The organism is Micromonospora sp. WMMD812 (genome assembly GCF_027497215.1).
In the GTDB taxonomy this organism is placed as follows: Bacteria; Actinomycetota; Actinomycetes; order Mycobacteriales; family Micromonosporaceae; genus Micromonospora.
In genome coordinates, this window is record NZ_CP114904.1 from 523,204 (window position 1) to 538,393 (window position 15,190).

The window sequence follows — 15,190 nt, forward strand, 5'->3', positions numbered from 1 at the left end:
GTCGCGCGCCCTCCGCGTGGATGAGGAGCACCGAACCGTGAAGCTGCGACGCCGTCAGCGGGAGCGGCTGTCCCTCTGGCTGCAGTACCTGGCCTTCGTCGCCGTCATCGTCGCGGTGATCTTCGCCGCGGACTGGGGCCGGCTGAGGGAGGCCTTCTTCCGCGTCGACATCATCGAGTCGATGTTCCCGACGATCATCACCGTCGCGCTGCGCAACACCGTCCTCTACACGTTGGGCGCGTTCGCCTTCGGCCTCGTGTTCGGCACGCTCCTCGCGCTGATGCGGCTGTCCCGGGTGGCTCCGTACCGCTGGGTGGCGACGGCGTACATCGAGCTGTTCCGGGGTCTGCCCGCGCTGCTGGTGCTCTTCCTCGTCGGGTACGGCATCCCCATCGCCTTCCCCGAGCGGGAGATCCCGGGCGGCGTCTTCGGCTCGATCGCGATCGGTCTCGGCCTGACCGCCGCCGCCTACATGGCGGAGACGATCCGGGCCGGCATCCAGGCGGTGCCGAAGGGGCAGATGGAGGCGGCGCGCACCCTCGGCATGTCGCACTTCACCGCGATGCGCACCATCGTCATCCCGCAGGCGTTCCGGGTCGTGATCCCGCCGCTGACGAACGAACTCATCCTGCTCACCAAGGACTCGTCGCTCGCCTACGTGCTGGGCGTGACGGCGTCGACCATCGAGATCACCAAGTTCGGCCGGGACACGCTGAACGACCGGGTGAACGCCACGCCGCTGCTGGTGGCCGGCTTCACCTACCTGATCATCACCCTGCCCCTCTCCCAGGTGGTACGCCGCCTCGAACTTCGCTACGCCAAGGCCCGGTGACCCAGATGACGAGCACCCCATCCCGGCCCGCCGTCGAGATCCGCGACCTGCACAAGTCCTTCGGCCCGCTCGAAGTGCTCAAGGGCATCGACTTCGAGGTCGGCCACGGCGAGGTGGTCTGCGTCATCGGGCCGTCCGGTTCCGGGAAATCGACGCTGCTGCGCTGCGTCAACCTGCTGGAGGAACCGACCGCCGGCAAGATCTGGGTGAACGGGACCGAGATGACCGACCCGGACGTCGAGATCGACTCCGTCCGCCGCGGCATCGGCATGGTCTTCCAGTCGTTCAACCTCTTCCCGCACCTGACCGTGCTGAACAACCTCACCATCGCGCAGCGCCGGGTGCTCCGGCGCGGTCGCGCCGAGGCCGAGCGGATCGCGCGGGAGAACCTGCGGCGGGTCGGCCTGGCCGACAAGGCCGACGCCTTTCCGGCGCAGCTCTCCGGCGGCCAGCAGCAGCGGGCGGCGATCGCCCGGTCGCTGTCGATGGACCCCAAGCTGATGCTCTTCGACGAGCCGACCTCCGCGCTCGACCCGGAACTGGTCGGCGACGTGCTCACCGTCATGCGTACGCTGGCCGAGGACGGCATGACCATGATGGTGGTCACCCACGAGATGGCGTTCGCCCGGGACGTCGCCGACCGGGTCGTGTTCATGGACGGCGGCGTGGTGGTCGAGCAGGGGCCGCCGCAGGAGGTGCTCGGCGCGCCACGGCACGAGCGGACCCGCTCGTTCCTCTCGCGGGTCCTCGACCCGACCCATGTCGCGCAGCTCGGTCAGCCCGACCAGCCCAGCGAGCCACCGGAGCCGCCCCGACTGCCGGCCGACGACCGCCACCACCTGTGACGGCCGGACCGTCCGAGTGAGGCGAGGCCGCACCGCCGCACGTCCGGCAGGTGGAGCAGCCGGCAGCCGCTACCCGGGGGCTGCCGCGGGCGGGGAGTCGGCGAGTTCGGCGACCACCTCGGCGTGGCAGCGCTCCGGCGCGCACCAGCAGCCGAGCCGGCGGCCACGCAACTCGGGCAGCAGCGCGAGCAGGTCGGGGCGGCTGAGCAGATACGCCCGGTACTTCTCGACCACCTCGTCACGGCTGCCGTCCGGGCCCGGCCGGTAGGGGCTGGACAGCGCGGAGGCCGGGAGGCGCCAACCGCCGCGGAACATGGCGCGTCCGACGTAGACCACGTCGGCGTAGGCCGGGTCGCCGCGGTGGCCCTTGAGGTTGACGACGGTGGTCGGCACGACCCGTAATCTCGCACACGCCCGCCGGCCGGCACCACCGTGCCGGCGCGGTGGTGCCGTCACGCGTCGTCTGGTCGCTCGCCCGGCGGCGACGCCGCGACCGTCGCGCGGTCGGCGGCGGAGGCATCGGGGTCAGGACGACGGCGGGCCACCCGCCGGGCCGCCGCTGGGCGGGGTGCCGCCTGGGCCGCCTCCGCCGGGGTCGTTGCCGCCGCCGCTCTCCTCCCCGTCCGGGTCGATGGCGATGGTCAGGGTGGCCCGGTATCCCTCGGTCACGTTGCCGGTGACCGCCGCCAGCTCGGTGGCCGCGGAGTCGTTTCCGAACACGTTGTCGGTGGCGAGGGTGATCGAATCCAGGTTGGTGACGCTCCTGTCGTAGCCGGCGGTCGCGTAGACGGCGTCGCAGATCTGCTCCGGGAAGGTGATCTGGGAAGTCTTGGCGATCGGCCCGTCGCCGCTGGTGGCGTTCGCCAGGGCCTTGTACACCTCGAAGTGGATGTGTGGCCACCGGCCGGAGTAGCACCCGGGGAAGATGCTGGTGAAAGTGACCGTTCCGGTCTCGTCGGCGACCTGGATGCCGCGCAGGTAGTTCTGGTCCGCGACGGCCTGGGAGTACAGCGAGTAGTTCCCGTCGCGGTCGCACTGCCAGGCGTAGACCGCGGCGCCGGGCAGCGCGGCCCCGGCCAGGTCCTTGACCACCAGCGAGAACTCCAGGGGTACGCCCTCGGCGGTCCCGCTGGCGTCGCCGAACGACGACCGGATGTCGCGGCGCACGATGCCCTCCTGGACGCGTACGTCGGGGCCGTTGGAGCCGTCCGCCGGGTACGGGCCGTTGGTCTCCGACTCGACCTCGGTCAGGGCGCCGTCGGAGGCGCCGGACGATCCGGTGACGCCGTCGCGGCAGGCGCCCAGCGCCATCAGGGCACCCGCGCCGCCCAGTCCGGTGAGCAGCCGGCGTCTCGACAGGGTCCGCAGGTCGAACCGCAGTCGCTTGTCGTGCACTCGGCGTACGTAGGCCTCGTTCTCCGCTGGCTCCCGCATCGTTCTCGCACCCCTTCGGTGTCGCTGATGAGGCGAGTGAAGCCGCCCGTCCTGTGGCCCGGCTGTGGCGACCTTGTGGTCTGGCTACGGGCCACCCGCCACACCGGACGGCACCTCGGCGCCGGACGGGAGTAATGACCCGCAGCCTCTTGGCACGTGACGTGTGCACGCCTAGGGTCAGTGCAATGCCACACGTCACCAGCCGGTGATGGCGCTCCGGTGGTCCGGGACGTGGCTGGTGGGAGCACGGCACCGACGGCTTCGACCGGGCCGTGTCCGGTCCGCGGCAGGAAGGAGTTCCCGTTGCGTGAGGGCAGGCCGCCGAAGCTGGCCGAGGTCGCGGCGTTCACGGAGTACCTGAGCACGGGCTGGGGCGTACCGGATCGCACGCCGCCGGTCGTGCCCGGCGCGGCCGAGGCCGCCGCCGACCACCGGGCCCGGCTGGCCGAGGCGCTTCCCGGCCGGACCGTCGTGCTCGCGGCGGGGGAGGCGCCCGTACGCAGCAACGACACGACGTACGACTTCCGCCCGGACAGCGACTTCTTCTGGCTGACCGGCTGCGCGGTCGAGAGCGCCGCCGTGGTGCTGCGTGACGGCGACGCCACGCTGTACCTGCCGCCGCCCGCCCAGCCCGGCGACCCCGGGTTCTTCCGGGACGCCCGGTACGGCGAGTTGTGGGTCGGGGCGGCGCCGGGCCCGGCCGACTGGGCGCGGGCGCTGGGCGTCCCGGTCCGGCCACTCGGCGAGCTCACCGAGGACGTGACCCGGGACGAGGAGGTCTTCCGGACCCTCGCCGAGCTGCGCATGGACAAGGACGCGTGGGAGATCGGGCAGCTGCGCGACGCGGTGGACCGCACGGTCGAGGGCTTCGCCGCGGTCGCCCGCGAGATCCCCACCGCGATCGCGGGGCCCGGGGAGCGGTGGCTGCAGGGCACCTTCGACCGGTACGCGCGGGCCTACGGCAACGGCCCCGGCTACGCCACGATCGTCGGCAGTGGACCGCACGCGCCCACCCTGCACTGGGTGCGCGCGGACGGTCCGGTGCTACCGGACGAGGTGCTCCTGCTCGACATGGGCGTCGAGGTACGGAGCCACTACACGGCGGACGTCACCCGCACGCTCCCCGCCTCCGGACAGTTCTCTCCGGTCCAGCGGCAGGTGCACGACCTGGTGGAGCGGGCCCACCGGGCCGGGCTGGCGGCGGTGGGCCCGGGCCGCCGGTTCACCGACTTCCACCACGCCGCGATGGAGGTGATCGCCCGGGGCCTGGCGGACTGGGGACTGTTGCCGGTCTCGGTGGACGAGGCGCTGTCCGACACCGGGCAGCACCATCGCCGCTATCTGGTGTGCGGCATCGGCCATCACCTGGGGCTGGACGTGCACGACTGCGGCCCGGCCGCGGAGGAGGCCTACCAGGGTGGGGTCCTGGCACCCGGCATGGTGCTCACGGTCGAGCCCGGGCTGTACTTCCACGCGCACGACCTGACCGTGCCCCCCGAACTGCGCGGGATCGGCGTGCGCATCGAGGACGACCTCCTGGTCACGCCGGACGGCGCGGAGGTGCTGTCCGGCGCGCTGCCGATCGACGCCGACGGTCTGGAGAAGTGGATGGCGACCACCCAAGCTGTGTGACATTGCACTGCCGATCGCTGAGGAGGCCCAGCATGACCACCCCCGCACGGCCCTGGCGCGGCGTACACGTCGCGACGGCGCTGCCCCTCCGGGACGACCTCTCCGTCGACCACGACGCGTTCGCCGAGCACGTCCAGTTCCTCGCCGACGGCGGCTGCGACGGGGTGACGCCCAACGGCTCCCTCGGCGAGTACCAGACGCTGACCCCCGAGGAGCGGGCGCGCGTCGTCGAGACGGCCGTCCAGTCCGCGCCGGCCGGGTTCGGCGTCATGCCCGGAGTCGCCGCGTACGGGGCACTCGAGGCCCGCCGCTGGGCGGAGCACGCCGCCGAGGCCGGAGCCACCTCCGTCCTCCTGCTGCCGCCGAACGCCTACCGCGCCGACCGTACGGCGGTCGTCGCGCACTACCGCGAGGTCGCGCGGGCGGGCCTGCCGGTCGTCGCCTACAACAACCCCGTCGACACCAAGGTGGACCTGACTCCGGCGCTGCTCGCCGAACTGTTCGACGAGGGACTGGTCGTCGGCGTGAAGGAGTTCACCGGGGACGTCCGCCGGGCCTACGAGATCGCCGAGCTGGCGCCCGATCTGGACCTCCTGGTCGGCGCCGACGACGTGCTGCTCGAACTGGGCATCGCCGGAGCGGTCGGCTGGATCGCCGGCTATCCGAACGCGATCCCGGCGAGCACCGTGGAGCTCTACCGGCTGGTCACCTCGGGCGATCCCGCCGACCTCGCCACAGCGTTGCCGATCTACCGCGACCTGCATCCGTTGCTGCGCTGGGACTCGCGCACCGAGTTCGTCCAGGCGATCAAGCTGTCGATGGACGTCTGCGGGCGCAGGGGCGGCCCCTGTCGTCCGCCCCGCCTGCCGCTGCCGCCGGAGGTGGCGGCCAGGATCACCGCCGACACCGAGGCCGTCCTGACGAAGGGGTACAAGTGAGGTCGCGCCGCACGTTCCACGCCGTCGACTCGCACACCGAGGGCATGCCCACCCGGGTCGTCGTCGGCGGCCTGGGTACGATCCCCGGGGCGACCATGGCGGAGCGCCGGCTGTGGTTCATCGCGAACAGCGACGAGATCCGCACGTTGCTGATGTACGAGCCGCGCGGCCACGCCGCGATGAGCGGTGCCATCCTGCAGCCACCGACCCGTCCCGACGCCGACTTCGGTGTGCTCTTCATCGAGGTCTCCGGGCTGCTGCCGATGTGCGGCCACGGCACGATCGGGGTCGCCACGGTCCTCGTCGAGACCGGCATGGTGCCCGTCGTCGAACCGGTGACCACGATCCGGCTCGACACCCCCGCCGGGCTGGTCGTCGCGTCCGTGGCCGTACGCGACGGCGCGGCGGAGTCGGTCACCATCCAGAACGTCCCGTCGTTCGTGCACGCGCTGGACCGCAAGGTCGAGGTGCCCGGCTTCGGCGGCGTCGGGTACGACATGGCGTTCGGCGGCAACTTCTACGCGATCGTCGACCTGGCGGATCTGGGCCTGCCCTTCGACCGGTCCCGCGCCGGCGACCTGCTGGCCGCCGGTTTGGCGATCATGGACGCGGTGAACGAGCAGGAGCGACCGGTCCACCCGGAGCGCGGCGACATCAACGGCTGCCACCACGTCTACCTGAAGGCGCCCGGCTCGACCGCTCAACTGTCGCGGCACGCCATGGCCATCCATCCGGGTTGGTTCGACCGGTCGCCCTGCGGCACGGGCACGAGCGCCCGGATGGCGCAGCTGCACGCCCGGGGCGAGTTGGGCGTCGGCGAGGACTTCGTCAACGAGTCCTTCATCGGCACCCGCTTCACCGGACGGCTGCTCGGCGAGACCACGGTCGGGTCGCGTCCGGCGGTGCTGCCGTCGATCACCGGCCGGGCGTGGGTCACCGCGACCGCGCAGTTCCACGTCGACCCCACCGACCCGTTCCCCGCGGGGTTTCTGCTGTGAACCCGACGCCCGTGCCGAGCCTGCCCGGGATCGGCCGCAAGGAGAACCTCCGCGACCGGATCCGGGAGGCGCTGCGCGCGGCGATCATCTCGGGGAAGCTGGAGCCCGGCGTGGTCTACTCGGCTCCCGCGCTCGGCGCGCAGCTCGGCGTCTCGGCCACGCCGGTGCGGGAGGCCATGCTCGACCTGGTGAAGGGCGGCCTGGTCGTGCCCCACCCCAACAAGGGCTTCCGGGTCACCGAGATGTCCGAGGAGGACCTCGACAACCTGGCCGCCGTGCGGCTGCTCATCGAGCCGCCGACCGTGCGGGACCTCGTGGCGGTGATCCCGAAGGAGGACTTCCCCGAACTGCGGGGCCTGGCGCAGGACATCGTCGACGCGGCGGAGCGCGGTGACCTGCTCGGTTACATCGAGGCCGACCATGTCTTCCACCTGACCCTGCTCGGCTACAGCCGCAACCGCTTCCTGGTGGACGTCGTCTCCGACCTGCGCTCGCGGACCCGGCTGCTCGGCCTGACCCCGCTGCTGGAGAGCGGCAGGCTGGTCCGGTCGGCCGCCGAGCACCACGAGCTTCTGGACTTCGTCGAGGCCGGCGACCCGTCCGGGGCCGAGCTGCTGATGCGCCGTCACATCGGCCACGTACGCGGCCTGTGGGCCGGCGCTGCCGGGGACGCCGGATGAGCGGGCGAACCGTCCGAACCGCGCCGGTGCGTGTCGTGGCGATGCCGAGCGAAGCGACGCGGTGACATGAGCGTGGACCTGGTGGTCGTCGGCGCGGGCGTGGTGGGCGCGGCCAGCGCCTACTTCGCCGCCCGGGCGGGGCTGCGGGTCCTCGTCGTCGACCGCGGGGCGATCGCCGGAGGGACCTCCAGCGCGGGGGAGGGGAACCTGCTGGTCTCCGACAAGGAGGCCGGTCCCGAACTCGACCTGGCGCTCTACTCGCAGCGGATCTGGCGCGAGGACCTGGCGGCGCACGCCGAGCGGTGGGAGTTCGAGCCCAAGGGCGGCCTGGTCGTCGCGGCGTCGGAGCAGAGTGTCGCCTCGCTGCGCGCGCTCACCGTCCACCAGCGCCGGTGCGGGGTCGAGGTCTGCGACGTCGCGCGGGCCGAGTTGCGCGACTACGAGCCCCACCTGTCCCCGCGGCTCGCCGGAGGCGCCTTCTATCCGCAGGACGCCCAGGTCCAGCCGATGCTGGTCGCGGCGCACCTGCTGCGGCTGGCGCGCGAGCGCGGCACCCGGGTACGCACGAACACCGAGGTGACCGGCTTCCTCCGCGACGGCGACCGGGTGACCGGCGTACGGACCCCCGACGGAGACATCCCCGCCGGCGCGGTGCTCAACGCGACCGGCACCTGGGCCGGCGCGCTCGCCGGCCTCGCCGGGGTGCGTGTCCCGGTGCTGCCCCGGCGCGGCTTCATCCTGGTCACCCAGCCGATGCCACCCCGGATCATCCGCCACAAGGTGTACGCCGCCGAGTACGTCGGAGACGTGGCCAGCTCCGACGCCGCCCTGCAGACCTCACCCGTCGTCGAGGGCACCGCCAGCGGCACGGTCCTCATCGGCGCGTCCCGCGAACGCGTCGGGTTCGACCGGACGGTGTCCGCGTCGGCCATCGGCGCGCTCGCGGCCAAGGCGATCGCGCTGTTCCCGATGCTCCGGGACGTCCGCGCGATCCGCACCTACCTCGGCTTCCGCCCCTACTGCCCCGATCACCTGCCGGTCATCGGTGCCGACCCCCGCGCGCCCGGCCTGTGGCACGCCTGCGGTCACGAGGGCGCCGGCGTCGGGCTGTCGGCCGGGACCGGCAAGCTGATCGCCCAGGCGCTCGTGGGGGAGCGGACCGACCTGGACCTCACACCGTTCGCGCCGGACCGGTTCGCGCCCGCCGAGGAGGCGGCCCCATGACCCACCACCTGACCTTCCGCGGCGCCGCCGTCGCGGCCGAGCCCGGCCAGAGCGTCGCCGCGGCACTGGTCGCCGCCGGCATCCTCGACTGGCGCGCCACCCGCAAGGAGGGCAGACCCCGGGGATTGTTCTGCGGCATCGGCGTCTGCTTCGACTGCCTCATCACCGTCGACGGCCTCCCCGACCAGCGCGCCTGCCTGGTCACCGCCGCCGACGGCATGATCCTCGGCGACGCCGCCGAGGGCGGTGCGGACGCCGAGGGTGGCGCGGACGCCGAGGGTGGTGCGGACGCCGAGGGCGGTGCCGCCGGGTGGGCGACGGGCGGTGCGGCGCATGCATGACGTCGCCGTCGTCGGCGCCGGGCCGGCCGGCCTCGCCGCCGCCGTCGAGGCCGCCGAAGCCGGGCTCGACGTCGCCCTGATCGACACCGCCGCGCAGCCGGGCGGGCAGTACTGGCGGCACTACGACGAGAGCCACGCCCGCCCCGGCGATCGCGCCGGCCACCACGGCTGGCCGGTCTTCACCAGCCTTCGCCACCGCCTGGACAACCTGCGCGCCGCCGGCCGGATCCGGTACCTCCCCGGCCGCCAGGTGTGGCTCGTCACCCGGGACGCCGGCGGTTCGTTCACCGTTCGCGTGACGGCGACCGTGTCCACGGCGGATCCGCCGGACGGCGCGGAGCGCGGTCTCCGCGCGCGGGCGCTGATCCTCTGCCCCGGCGGCTACGACCGGCAGCTGCCCGTCCCCGGCTGGGACCTGCCCGGCGTGCTGACCGCCGGGGGAGCGCAGGCCCTGCTCAAGGGGCATCGCACGACCGCCGGGCGGCGTGCGGTCGTCGCCGGCACCGGCCCGTTCCTGCTCCCCGTGGCCACCGGGCTCGCGCGGGCCGGAGTCCGCGTCGCGGCCGTCGTCGAGGCCAACGCCACGCGCGGCTGGCTGCGCGATCCGCTCGGCGCGATGTCCGCGCCGGGCAAGTCCGTCGAGGCACTGCGGTACGCGGCGCTGCTGGCCCGGCACCGCATCCCGTACCGGACGAGAACCGTGATCCGTGAGATCCTCGGCACGGACCGGGTCGAGGCGGTCCGGATCGCCCGCGTGGACCGCGACGGCCGCCCGGCCGGGCCGGCGGAGGAGATCCCCGCCGACGTCGTGGCGCTCGGCTGGGGGTTCACCCCGTCGGTCGAACTGCCGCTCATGCTCGGCGCCGAGACGGTGCAGGACGCCGACGGATCCCTCGTCGTGGCCGTCGACGACCGCCAGCGCAGCAGCGTCGACGGGCTGTACGTCGCCGGCGAGGCGACCGGTGTCGGCGGCGCGGCCCTGGCCGTCCACGAGGGACGGCTGAGCGCGCTCGCCCTCGCCGCCGCGCGGGGCCGCCCGGTCGATCCGGGCATGACGAGGCGGCTGCGCGGCGCGGTCGCGCGGGGACGGCGGTTCGCCGCCGCCCTGCACCGGACCTATCCGGTGCCACCCGAGTGGCCGCGGTGGCTGTCGGAGACGACGCTGGTCTGCCGCTGCGAGGAGGTCTCGTACGGCGCCCTGCGCCGGGCGCACGACGACCTCGGCGCGCAGGACGCGCGCACGCTGAAGATGCTGGCGCGGCCGGGGATGGGCTGGTGCCAGGGACGCGTGTGCGGGTTCGCCACCGCCGGGATCGCGGCCCGGTTGAGTGGGCGCGGGTGCACGGCGCAGGACCTGCGCCCGCTGGCCACCCGCAGCCTCGCCGTGCCGGTGCCCCTCGCCGAACTTGCCGAACTGGCCGATGACAGGACGCCCGTCGAGGCGTCGGAACACCCGACGAAGGAACGAGGACGAGCCGGTGAGTGACGTACTGAGCATCGACCCGCGTACCGGACAGACGCGCGCACGCGTCGCGGCGGAGTCGACGGCGGAGGACGTGGACCGGGCGGTGCGCGCCGCCGCCACGGCCGGCGCGGCACTCCGGGACCACGCCGCGCGGGCCGACCTGCTCCGCGCGGCCGCCGCGCTGCTGGAGAAGAGCGGCGAGGAGATCGTCGCGACCGCCGACGCCGAGACCGCGCTCGGCCAGGTGCGGCTCACCGGCGAGCTCGCCCGCACCTGCTACCAGCTGCGCGCTTTCGCGGACGTGGTGGACGCCGGCGGCTACCTGGACGTGATCATCGACCACGCCGACCCGCTGGCGCAGCCCGCGCCCCGACCCGACCTGCGGCGCTACAAGGTGCCGCTCGGCGTGGTCGCGGTCTTCGCGGCCAGCAACTTCCCGCTGGCCTTCAGCGTGCCGGGCGGTGACACCGCCAGCGCCCTCGCCGCGGGATGCCCGGTCGTGGTCAAGGCGCACCCGGATCACCCGGCCACGTCCGTCCTGTGTGCCCGGATCCTCCGGGCGGCGGCGGTCGACGTCGGGCTGCCCGAGGATGTCGTCCGCCTGGTCCACGGCTTCGACGCGGGCCCGGAACTCGTCCGCCACCCGCTGGTCGCGGCGGTCGGGTTCACCGGCTCGGTGCGCGGCGGCCGGGCGCTGTTCGACATCGCGTCCGCCCGGCCCCGGCCGATCCCGTTCCACGGTGAGTTGGGCAGCCTGAACCCGGTCGTCGTGACCGCTCGGGCGGCCGAGACCAGAACGCAGGAGATCGCGGCGGGGCTCGCGGCCTCGTACACCCTGGGCATGGGCCAGTTCTGCGTCAAACCGGGCCTCGTGCTCCTGCCGGAGGGACCGGCGGGCGACGGGGTCCTCCAGGCGGTCGTCACGGCGGCGGTCCCGTCCGGGCCGCTGCTCGACCCCCGCATGCGCGCGGCGTTCCTCGACGGCGTCCGTTCCCGCGCCGGCCTCCCCGGCGTGGCGGCGCCGCTGGCGGCGGGGGAGGCCGGCGACGACGCGACGCCGCTGGCCGTGCGACCTGGCGTGTTGACCGTCGCGGCGTCCCGGCTCGCCGAGGGTGGGCCGCACCGGGAGCTGCTGGAGGAGTGCTTCGGGCCCGTCACCGTGCTGGTCCGCTACGGCTCGACGGCCGAGCGGGACGCGCTGCTCACCGCCCTGCCGGGCAACCTTACGGCGACCGCCCACCTGGCCGCGAACGAGCGCGACGACGCGGCGGCGGAGCTGCTCGCCCGGCTGAGCGAGATCGCCGGACGGGTCGTCGTGGACGGCTGGCCTACGGGGGTGACGGTTGCCCCCGCCATGCAGCACGGCGGACCCTACCCCGCGTCGACGAGCGGGTCGACCTCGGTGGGAAGCACCGCGATCGAACGCTGGCTGCGCCCGGTCTGCTACCAGAACACCCCGGACCCGCTGCTCCCGGCGGAGCTGCGGGACGCCAACCCGCTCCAGCTGCCCCGGACGGTCGACGGCGTGCCGACGGCCCCGTTGCGGTCCGCGGCTCCGCCCGGCGGGCGGTCGCGACCGGGAGACGGGGATCCGCCTTCCGGTCGGACGCGTCACTCGAGGGCGTCGACCGTGCCGAAGGTGGGACGGCCGGCCGCCCGGTAGGTCTGGACCATGACGCCGGTGCTGGTCTGCTTGCTGTCGACGAGCGTCAGCGCGGCCGGGACGGCGTCGTCGAACAGTCGCCGTCCGGCGCCCAGCACGACCGGGAACACCAGCAGCCGGAACACGTCCACCAGTTCGCTGCGCACGAGCGTGCGCACCAGGTCCAGGCTGCTGTGGACCTGGAGCTCGTTCCCGGGCTTCGCCTTCAGCTCGCGTACGGCCGCGGGAAGGTCACCCGTCCAGCACGGTCGAGTTGGTCCAGTCCGCCTTCTCCAGCGGGAGGCCGCGTCGGCGTGGCCGCGCCGGACCAGCACCTCCACCGCCATCGGGCCGTGGTTGGTCAGCTGGTCCTCGCCCCACTCCGGCCCGGTGCGGTGGAACCGTTCGTACGCGTCGTGCAGGATGCCGTTGGCCATCGCTCTCTCCGCTCTGCCTGCGTGCTTCCGTCAGCCTGCTCGGCGCGGACCTGCCGGACATCCGTGGTGGCCACGGAACTTCGCCCCGACCCGGTGCGGCCCCACGGCGTGTGGGCAGCCTGCTGCCTCCTGCGGGCACAGGGCCGCCTCCACCACGACCTCGACGCGCTCACCGAGGCGGTGGACGGCTGGCATCGCCTCGGCGCGAGGTACGAGCGCGCCTGCACCCTCCTGCTCATCCCCGACCGGGTCGCCGAGGGCCACGCCGAGGTTCGCGCCCTCCGGGTCGGAGCGTCGGCCCCGGCCGACACCTGACCGGTCCGGCGTCGGATCGTCTCGCCGTACCGGTGATCCCCGCCACCACGTGGGCCCTTCGCAACCCGCTCCGAGCCTGCTCCAAGGTTTCTCTCAGCTGACCGAGGCAGCGTCGCGGCATGACAGCGCGACGTGTTGGCCGGTGGCGCCTGGCGCTGTGCCTGGTGGTGCTCCTGGCCATCCTCGGCGGCGTCGCCCTGTTCGGGCGGCCCGCCATCCCTTCCTCGGCCTCGGCCGGCAGCGCCGGCACGGCGGGCCCGGGCGCCGGGCCCACGGGCGCGACCTCGGCGACGGCCGAGGCTGCGCCGAGCACGCCACCGGCGCAGAAGCGCACCGGAAGCGCCGGGAACGGGGCTGCCCTGACCGCCGCTCTCGATGCCCTGGCCGCCCCCGGCGGAGCGCCCGACTTCGCGGTGGCGGTGCTCGATCACCGGACCGGGGCCGCGTACACCTTCGGCTCCCATGAGCCGTTCGAGACGGCGAGCGTGGTGAAGGTGGACATCCTCGCCGCGCTGCTGTTGCAGGCGCGTCACGATGGCCGCACCCTGACCACCGAGGAGAAGCACCTCGCCGAGGTCATGATCCGGCAGAGCGACAATGACGCCGCCACCGCGCTGTGGTCCAAGATCGGCGGGGCGGCCGGCCTGAGTGCCGCCGACACGACGTTCGGCCTGACCGAAACGGTGCCCGGCCCCGACGGCTGGTGGGGATGGACCACCACCACAGCGTCCGATCAGATCAAGCTGCTCGACGTGATCTCCGATCCGACCGGGCCGCTCGGCGAATCGGGTCAGCTCGTCCTCGACCTGATGGGCAGCGTGGTGGATGACCAGGACTGGGGTGTCGGCGCCGCTGCCGGTCGGGGCGAATCGATCGAACTGAAGAACGGCTGGATGACCCGCGCCAACCAGGGTGATCGATGGACGGTCAACAGCGTCGGCCGGATCACGGGCACCCGCACCGACGTGACCGTGGCGGTGCTGACCCGCGGTCACACCACCCTGAGCCAGGGAATCGCGTTCGTCGAGAAGATCGCCAAGCTGATCCGTGCCCAACTCGACCGGTAGCCCGGTCAGGCCACGCTCCTATTGACGAAAACGCTCGACCAGATGGTCCATGACCGCGTCCAGTCGCGCGTCGGTCTGTTGCCGCGAGGGGTCCTCGTCGTGCCACGCGACGATCTCCCGAGCGCCCTGGGCGAACGGGATCGTCGCGACGAAGTCCGGCACGACGCCGCGCAGCTTGCTGTTGTCGAACACCATCGAGTGCGCCTTGTCGCCCAGCAGGCCGGCGCCCCACTGCGGGTCGGCCGCCGCGATGGCGTCCGACGGCACGTGGACGATGCGAGCCTCGACCCCGGCGGCGGCCGCGAGCGTCTCGGCGACCTGGTTCCACGTCAGGGCCTCGTCGGAGGTGATGTGGAAGACGTCGCCGAGCGTACGGGGGTCGCCGAGCAGGGGCACGAAACCCCGGGCGAAGTCCGTGTGGTGGGTGAGCGTCCAGAGCGAGGTGCCGTCGCCGTGCACGACGATCTCCTTGCCCTGCCGCATCCGGCCGAGGACGGTCCAACCGCCGTCGAACGGGACCAACGTCTTGTCGTACGTGTGCGAGGGCCGCACGATCGTCGCCGGGAACCCCTCGTCGCGGTAGGCCGCGACCAGGACGTCCTCGCACGCGATCTTGTCTCGTGAGTACTGCCAGAACGGGTTGCGCAGCGGCATCGATTCGACGATCGGCACCCGGGCGGGCGGAGTCTGGTACGCCGACGCGGAACTGATGAAGACGTACTGTCCGGCGCTGCCGCGGAACAGGTCGACGTCGGTGGTCACGTGTTCCGGGGTGAACGCGACCCAGTCCACGACGGCGTCGAACTCGCGCCCGCCGAGGGCGGCCCGCACGGATTCGGGGTCGCGGACGTCGGCTCGCAGCGCCGTCGCCTCCGGCGGCACGGGCCGGATGGTGGTGCCTCCGCGAGTGAGCACCGTCAGCTCGACGCCCCGCTCGACCGCGACGCGGGCACAGGCCGAGCTGATGATGCCGCTGCCGCCGATGAACAGGACCTTCAAGGCAGTCACCGCTGTACGGTAGGCGGTGGTTCGCCGGCCCGTCCCGGCGGGTCGAGGGGTGCCCGAAGCGCGGGAACCGCGCGTCCGGTCAGGGGTTGCGCGGGTCACCGGGTCGCGGGGTACCGTCGGCTGGGCCGGGCCGCCCGGGGCGACAGCGAGGGCCAGCACCGTCACCAGGGACACCATGGTGGCGGCGAAGTGTCCGAAGCTCCTGCCCGCGCACTCGTCTGACGCCCGGGGAGCCCCGGGTCCGGTGGCCGGACGACCACATCTGAATTGACGCCTCAGCCCGGGTGTCCGGCGTCGCCGATTCGTACTCGGGGATTTTGCGGCGTCGGAGA

16 protein-coding genes are annotated in these 15,190 nt (G+C 73.4%); 12 read left to right on the forward strand and 4 right to left on the reverse strand.

Features of this window, described 5'->3' with window-relative positions; all coding sequences use genetic code 11:
* Positions 1-37 precede the first annotated feature (37 nt).
* Together O7603_RS02305 and O7603_RS02310 are read left to right on the forward strand one after the other, a co-directional pair.
* Positions 38-832 (forward strand): amino acid ABC transporter permease, encoded by a 795-nt coding sequence (locus O7603_RS02305; RefSeq protein WP_281574005.1) that lies wholly within the window; start codon positions 38-40, stop codon positions 830-832.
* 5 nt (positions 833-837) lie between these two features.
* Positions 838-1,677: an amino acid ABC transporter ATP-binding protein gene (locus tag O7603_RS02310; RefSeq protein ID WP_281574006.1), complete on the forward strand. Its 840-nt coding sequence runs from the start codon at positions 838-840 to the stop codon at positions 1,675-1,677.
* Positions 1,678-1,746: 69 nt separating this feature from the next.
* Here O7603_RS02310 and O7603_RS02315 read toward each other — a convergent pair whose 3' ends face one another.
* Complete coding sequence (locus O7603_RS02315; protein WP_281574007.1) at positions 1,747-2,070, reverse strand: DUF4326 domain-containing protein; 324 nt, start codon at positions 2,068-2,070, stop codon at positions 1,747-1,749.
* A gap of 132 nt (positions 2,071-2,202) precedes the next feature.
* Positions 2,203-3,111: an intradiol ring-cleavage dioxygenase gene (locus O7603_RS02320; RefSeq protein WP_281574008.1), complete on the reverse strand. Its 909-nt coding sequence runs from the start codon at positions 3,109-3,111 to the stop codon at positions 2,203-2,205.
* Positions 3,112-3,414: 303 nt separating this feature from the next.
* Here O7603_RS02320 and O7603_RS02325 point away from each other — a divergent pair, with 303 nt between their 5' ends.
* The 8 genes from O7603_RS02325 (at position 3,415) to O7603_RS02360 (ending at position 12,052) form a co-directional block, all read left to right on the forward strand.
* Positions 3,415-4,743 (forward strand): aminopeptidase P family protein, encoded by a 1,329-nt coding sequence (locus O7603_RS02325; protein WP_281574009.1) that lies wholly within the window; start codon positions 3,415-3,417, stop codon positions 4,741-4,743.
* A 32-nt stretch (positions 4,744-4,775) separates the two neighbouring features.
* Positions 4,776-5,681 (forward strand): dihydrodipicolinate synthase family protein, encoded by a 906-nt coding sequence (locus tag O7603_RS02330; protein ID WP_281574010.1) that lies wholly within the window; start codon positions 4,776-4,778, stop codon positions 5,679-5,681.
* Entirely contained in the window at positions 5,678-6,679 is a 1,002-nt protein-coding gene (locus O7603_RS02335; RefSeq protein WP_281574011.1) for a proline racemase family protein, read from the forward strand. The genes O7603_RS02330 and O7603_RS02335 overlap by 4 nt, the downstream gene beginning before the upstream one ends.
* Positions 6,676-7,359, forward strand: a complete 684-nt coding sequence (locus O7603_RS02340) for a GntR family transcriptional regulator (RefSeq protein WP_281574012.1) — start codon at positions 6,676-6,678, stop codon at positions 7,357-7,359. The genes O7603_RS02335 and O7603_RS02340 overlap by 4 nt, the downstream gene beginning before the upstream one ends.
* Positions 7,360-7,425: 66 nt before the next feature.
* A complete protein-coding gene (locus O7603_RS02345; RefSeq protein ID WP_281574013.1) occupies positions 7,426-8,583 on the forward strand; it encodes an FAD-binding oxidoreductase in 1,158 nt (385 codons plus the stop codon).
* Complete coding sequence (locus O7603_RS02350; RefSeq protein WP_281574014.1) at positions 8,580-8,924, forward strand: (2Fe-2S)-binding protein; 345 nt, start codon at positions 8,580-8,582, stop codon at positions 8,922-8,924. Before O7603_RS02345 ends, O7603_RS02350 begins: the two co-directional genes overlap by 4 nt.
* Positions 8,917-10,410: an NAD(P)/FAD-dependent oxidoreductase gene (locus O7603_RS02355; protein WP_281574015.1), complete on the forward strand. Its 1,494-nt coding sequence runs from the start codon at positions 8,917-8,919 to the stop codon at positions 10,408-10,410. The genes O7603_RS02350 and O7603_RS02355 overlap by 8 nt, the downstream gene beginning before the upstream one ends.
* The gene (locus tag O7603_RS02360) at positions 10,403-12,052 is read left to right on the forward strand and encodes an aldehyde dehydrogenase (NADP(+)) (RefSeq protein WP_281574016.1); all 1,650 of its coding nucleotides are present in this window, start codon (positions 10,403-10,405) and stop codon (positions 12,050-12,052) included. Before O7603_RS02355 ends, O7603_RS02360 begins: the two co-directional genes overlap by 8 nt.
* On the opposite strand, the gene O7603_RS02365 is transcribed toward O7603_RS02360, so the two are convergent.
* Positions 12,001-12,468 carry a dihydrofolate reductase family protein gene (locus O7603_RS02365; RefSeq protein ID WP_281574017.1) on the reverse strand — a complete coding sequence of 156 codons (468 nt, stop codon included), beginning with the start codon at positions 12,466-12,468 and terminating at the stop codon, positions 12,001-12,003. The two genes, O7603_RS02360 and O7603_RS02365, sit on opposite strands and share 52 nt — an antisense overlap.
* A gap of 66 nt (positions 12,469-12,534) precedes the next feature.
* Here O7603_RS02365 and O7603_RS02370 point away from each other — a divergent pair, with 66 nt between their 5' ends.
* Both O7603_RS02370 and O7603_RS02375 read left to right on the forward strand, forming a co-directional pair.
* Entirely contained in the window at positions 12,535-12,783 is a 249-nt protein-coding gene (locus O7603_RS02370; protein ID WP_281574018.1) for a hypothetical protein, read from the forward strand.
* A 164-nt stretch (positions 12,784-12,947) separates the two neighbouring features.
* Positions 12,948-13,850 carry a serine hydrolase gene (locus O7603_RS02375; protein WP_281574019.1) on the forward strand — a complete coding sequence of 301 codons (903 nt, stop codon included), beginning with the start codon at positions 12,948-12,950 and terminating at the stop codon, positions 13,848-13,850.
* 18 nt (positions 13,851-13,868) lie between these two features.
* Here the strand turns inward: O7603_RS02375 and O7603_RS02380 are convergent, their stop codons facing one another.
* Entirely contained in the window at positions 13,869-14,858 is a 990-nt protein-coding gene (locus O7603_RS02380) for an SDR family oxidoreductase (RefSeq protein WP_281574020.1), read from the reverse strand.
* Positions 14,859-15,190: the final 332 nt, after the last annotated feature.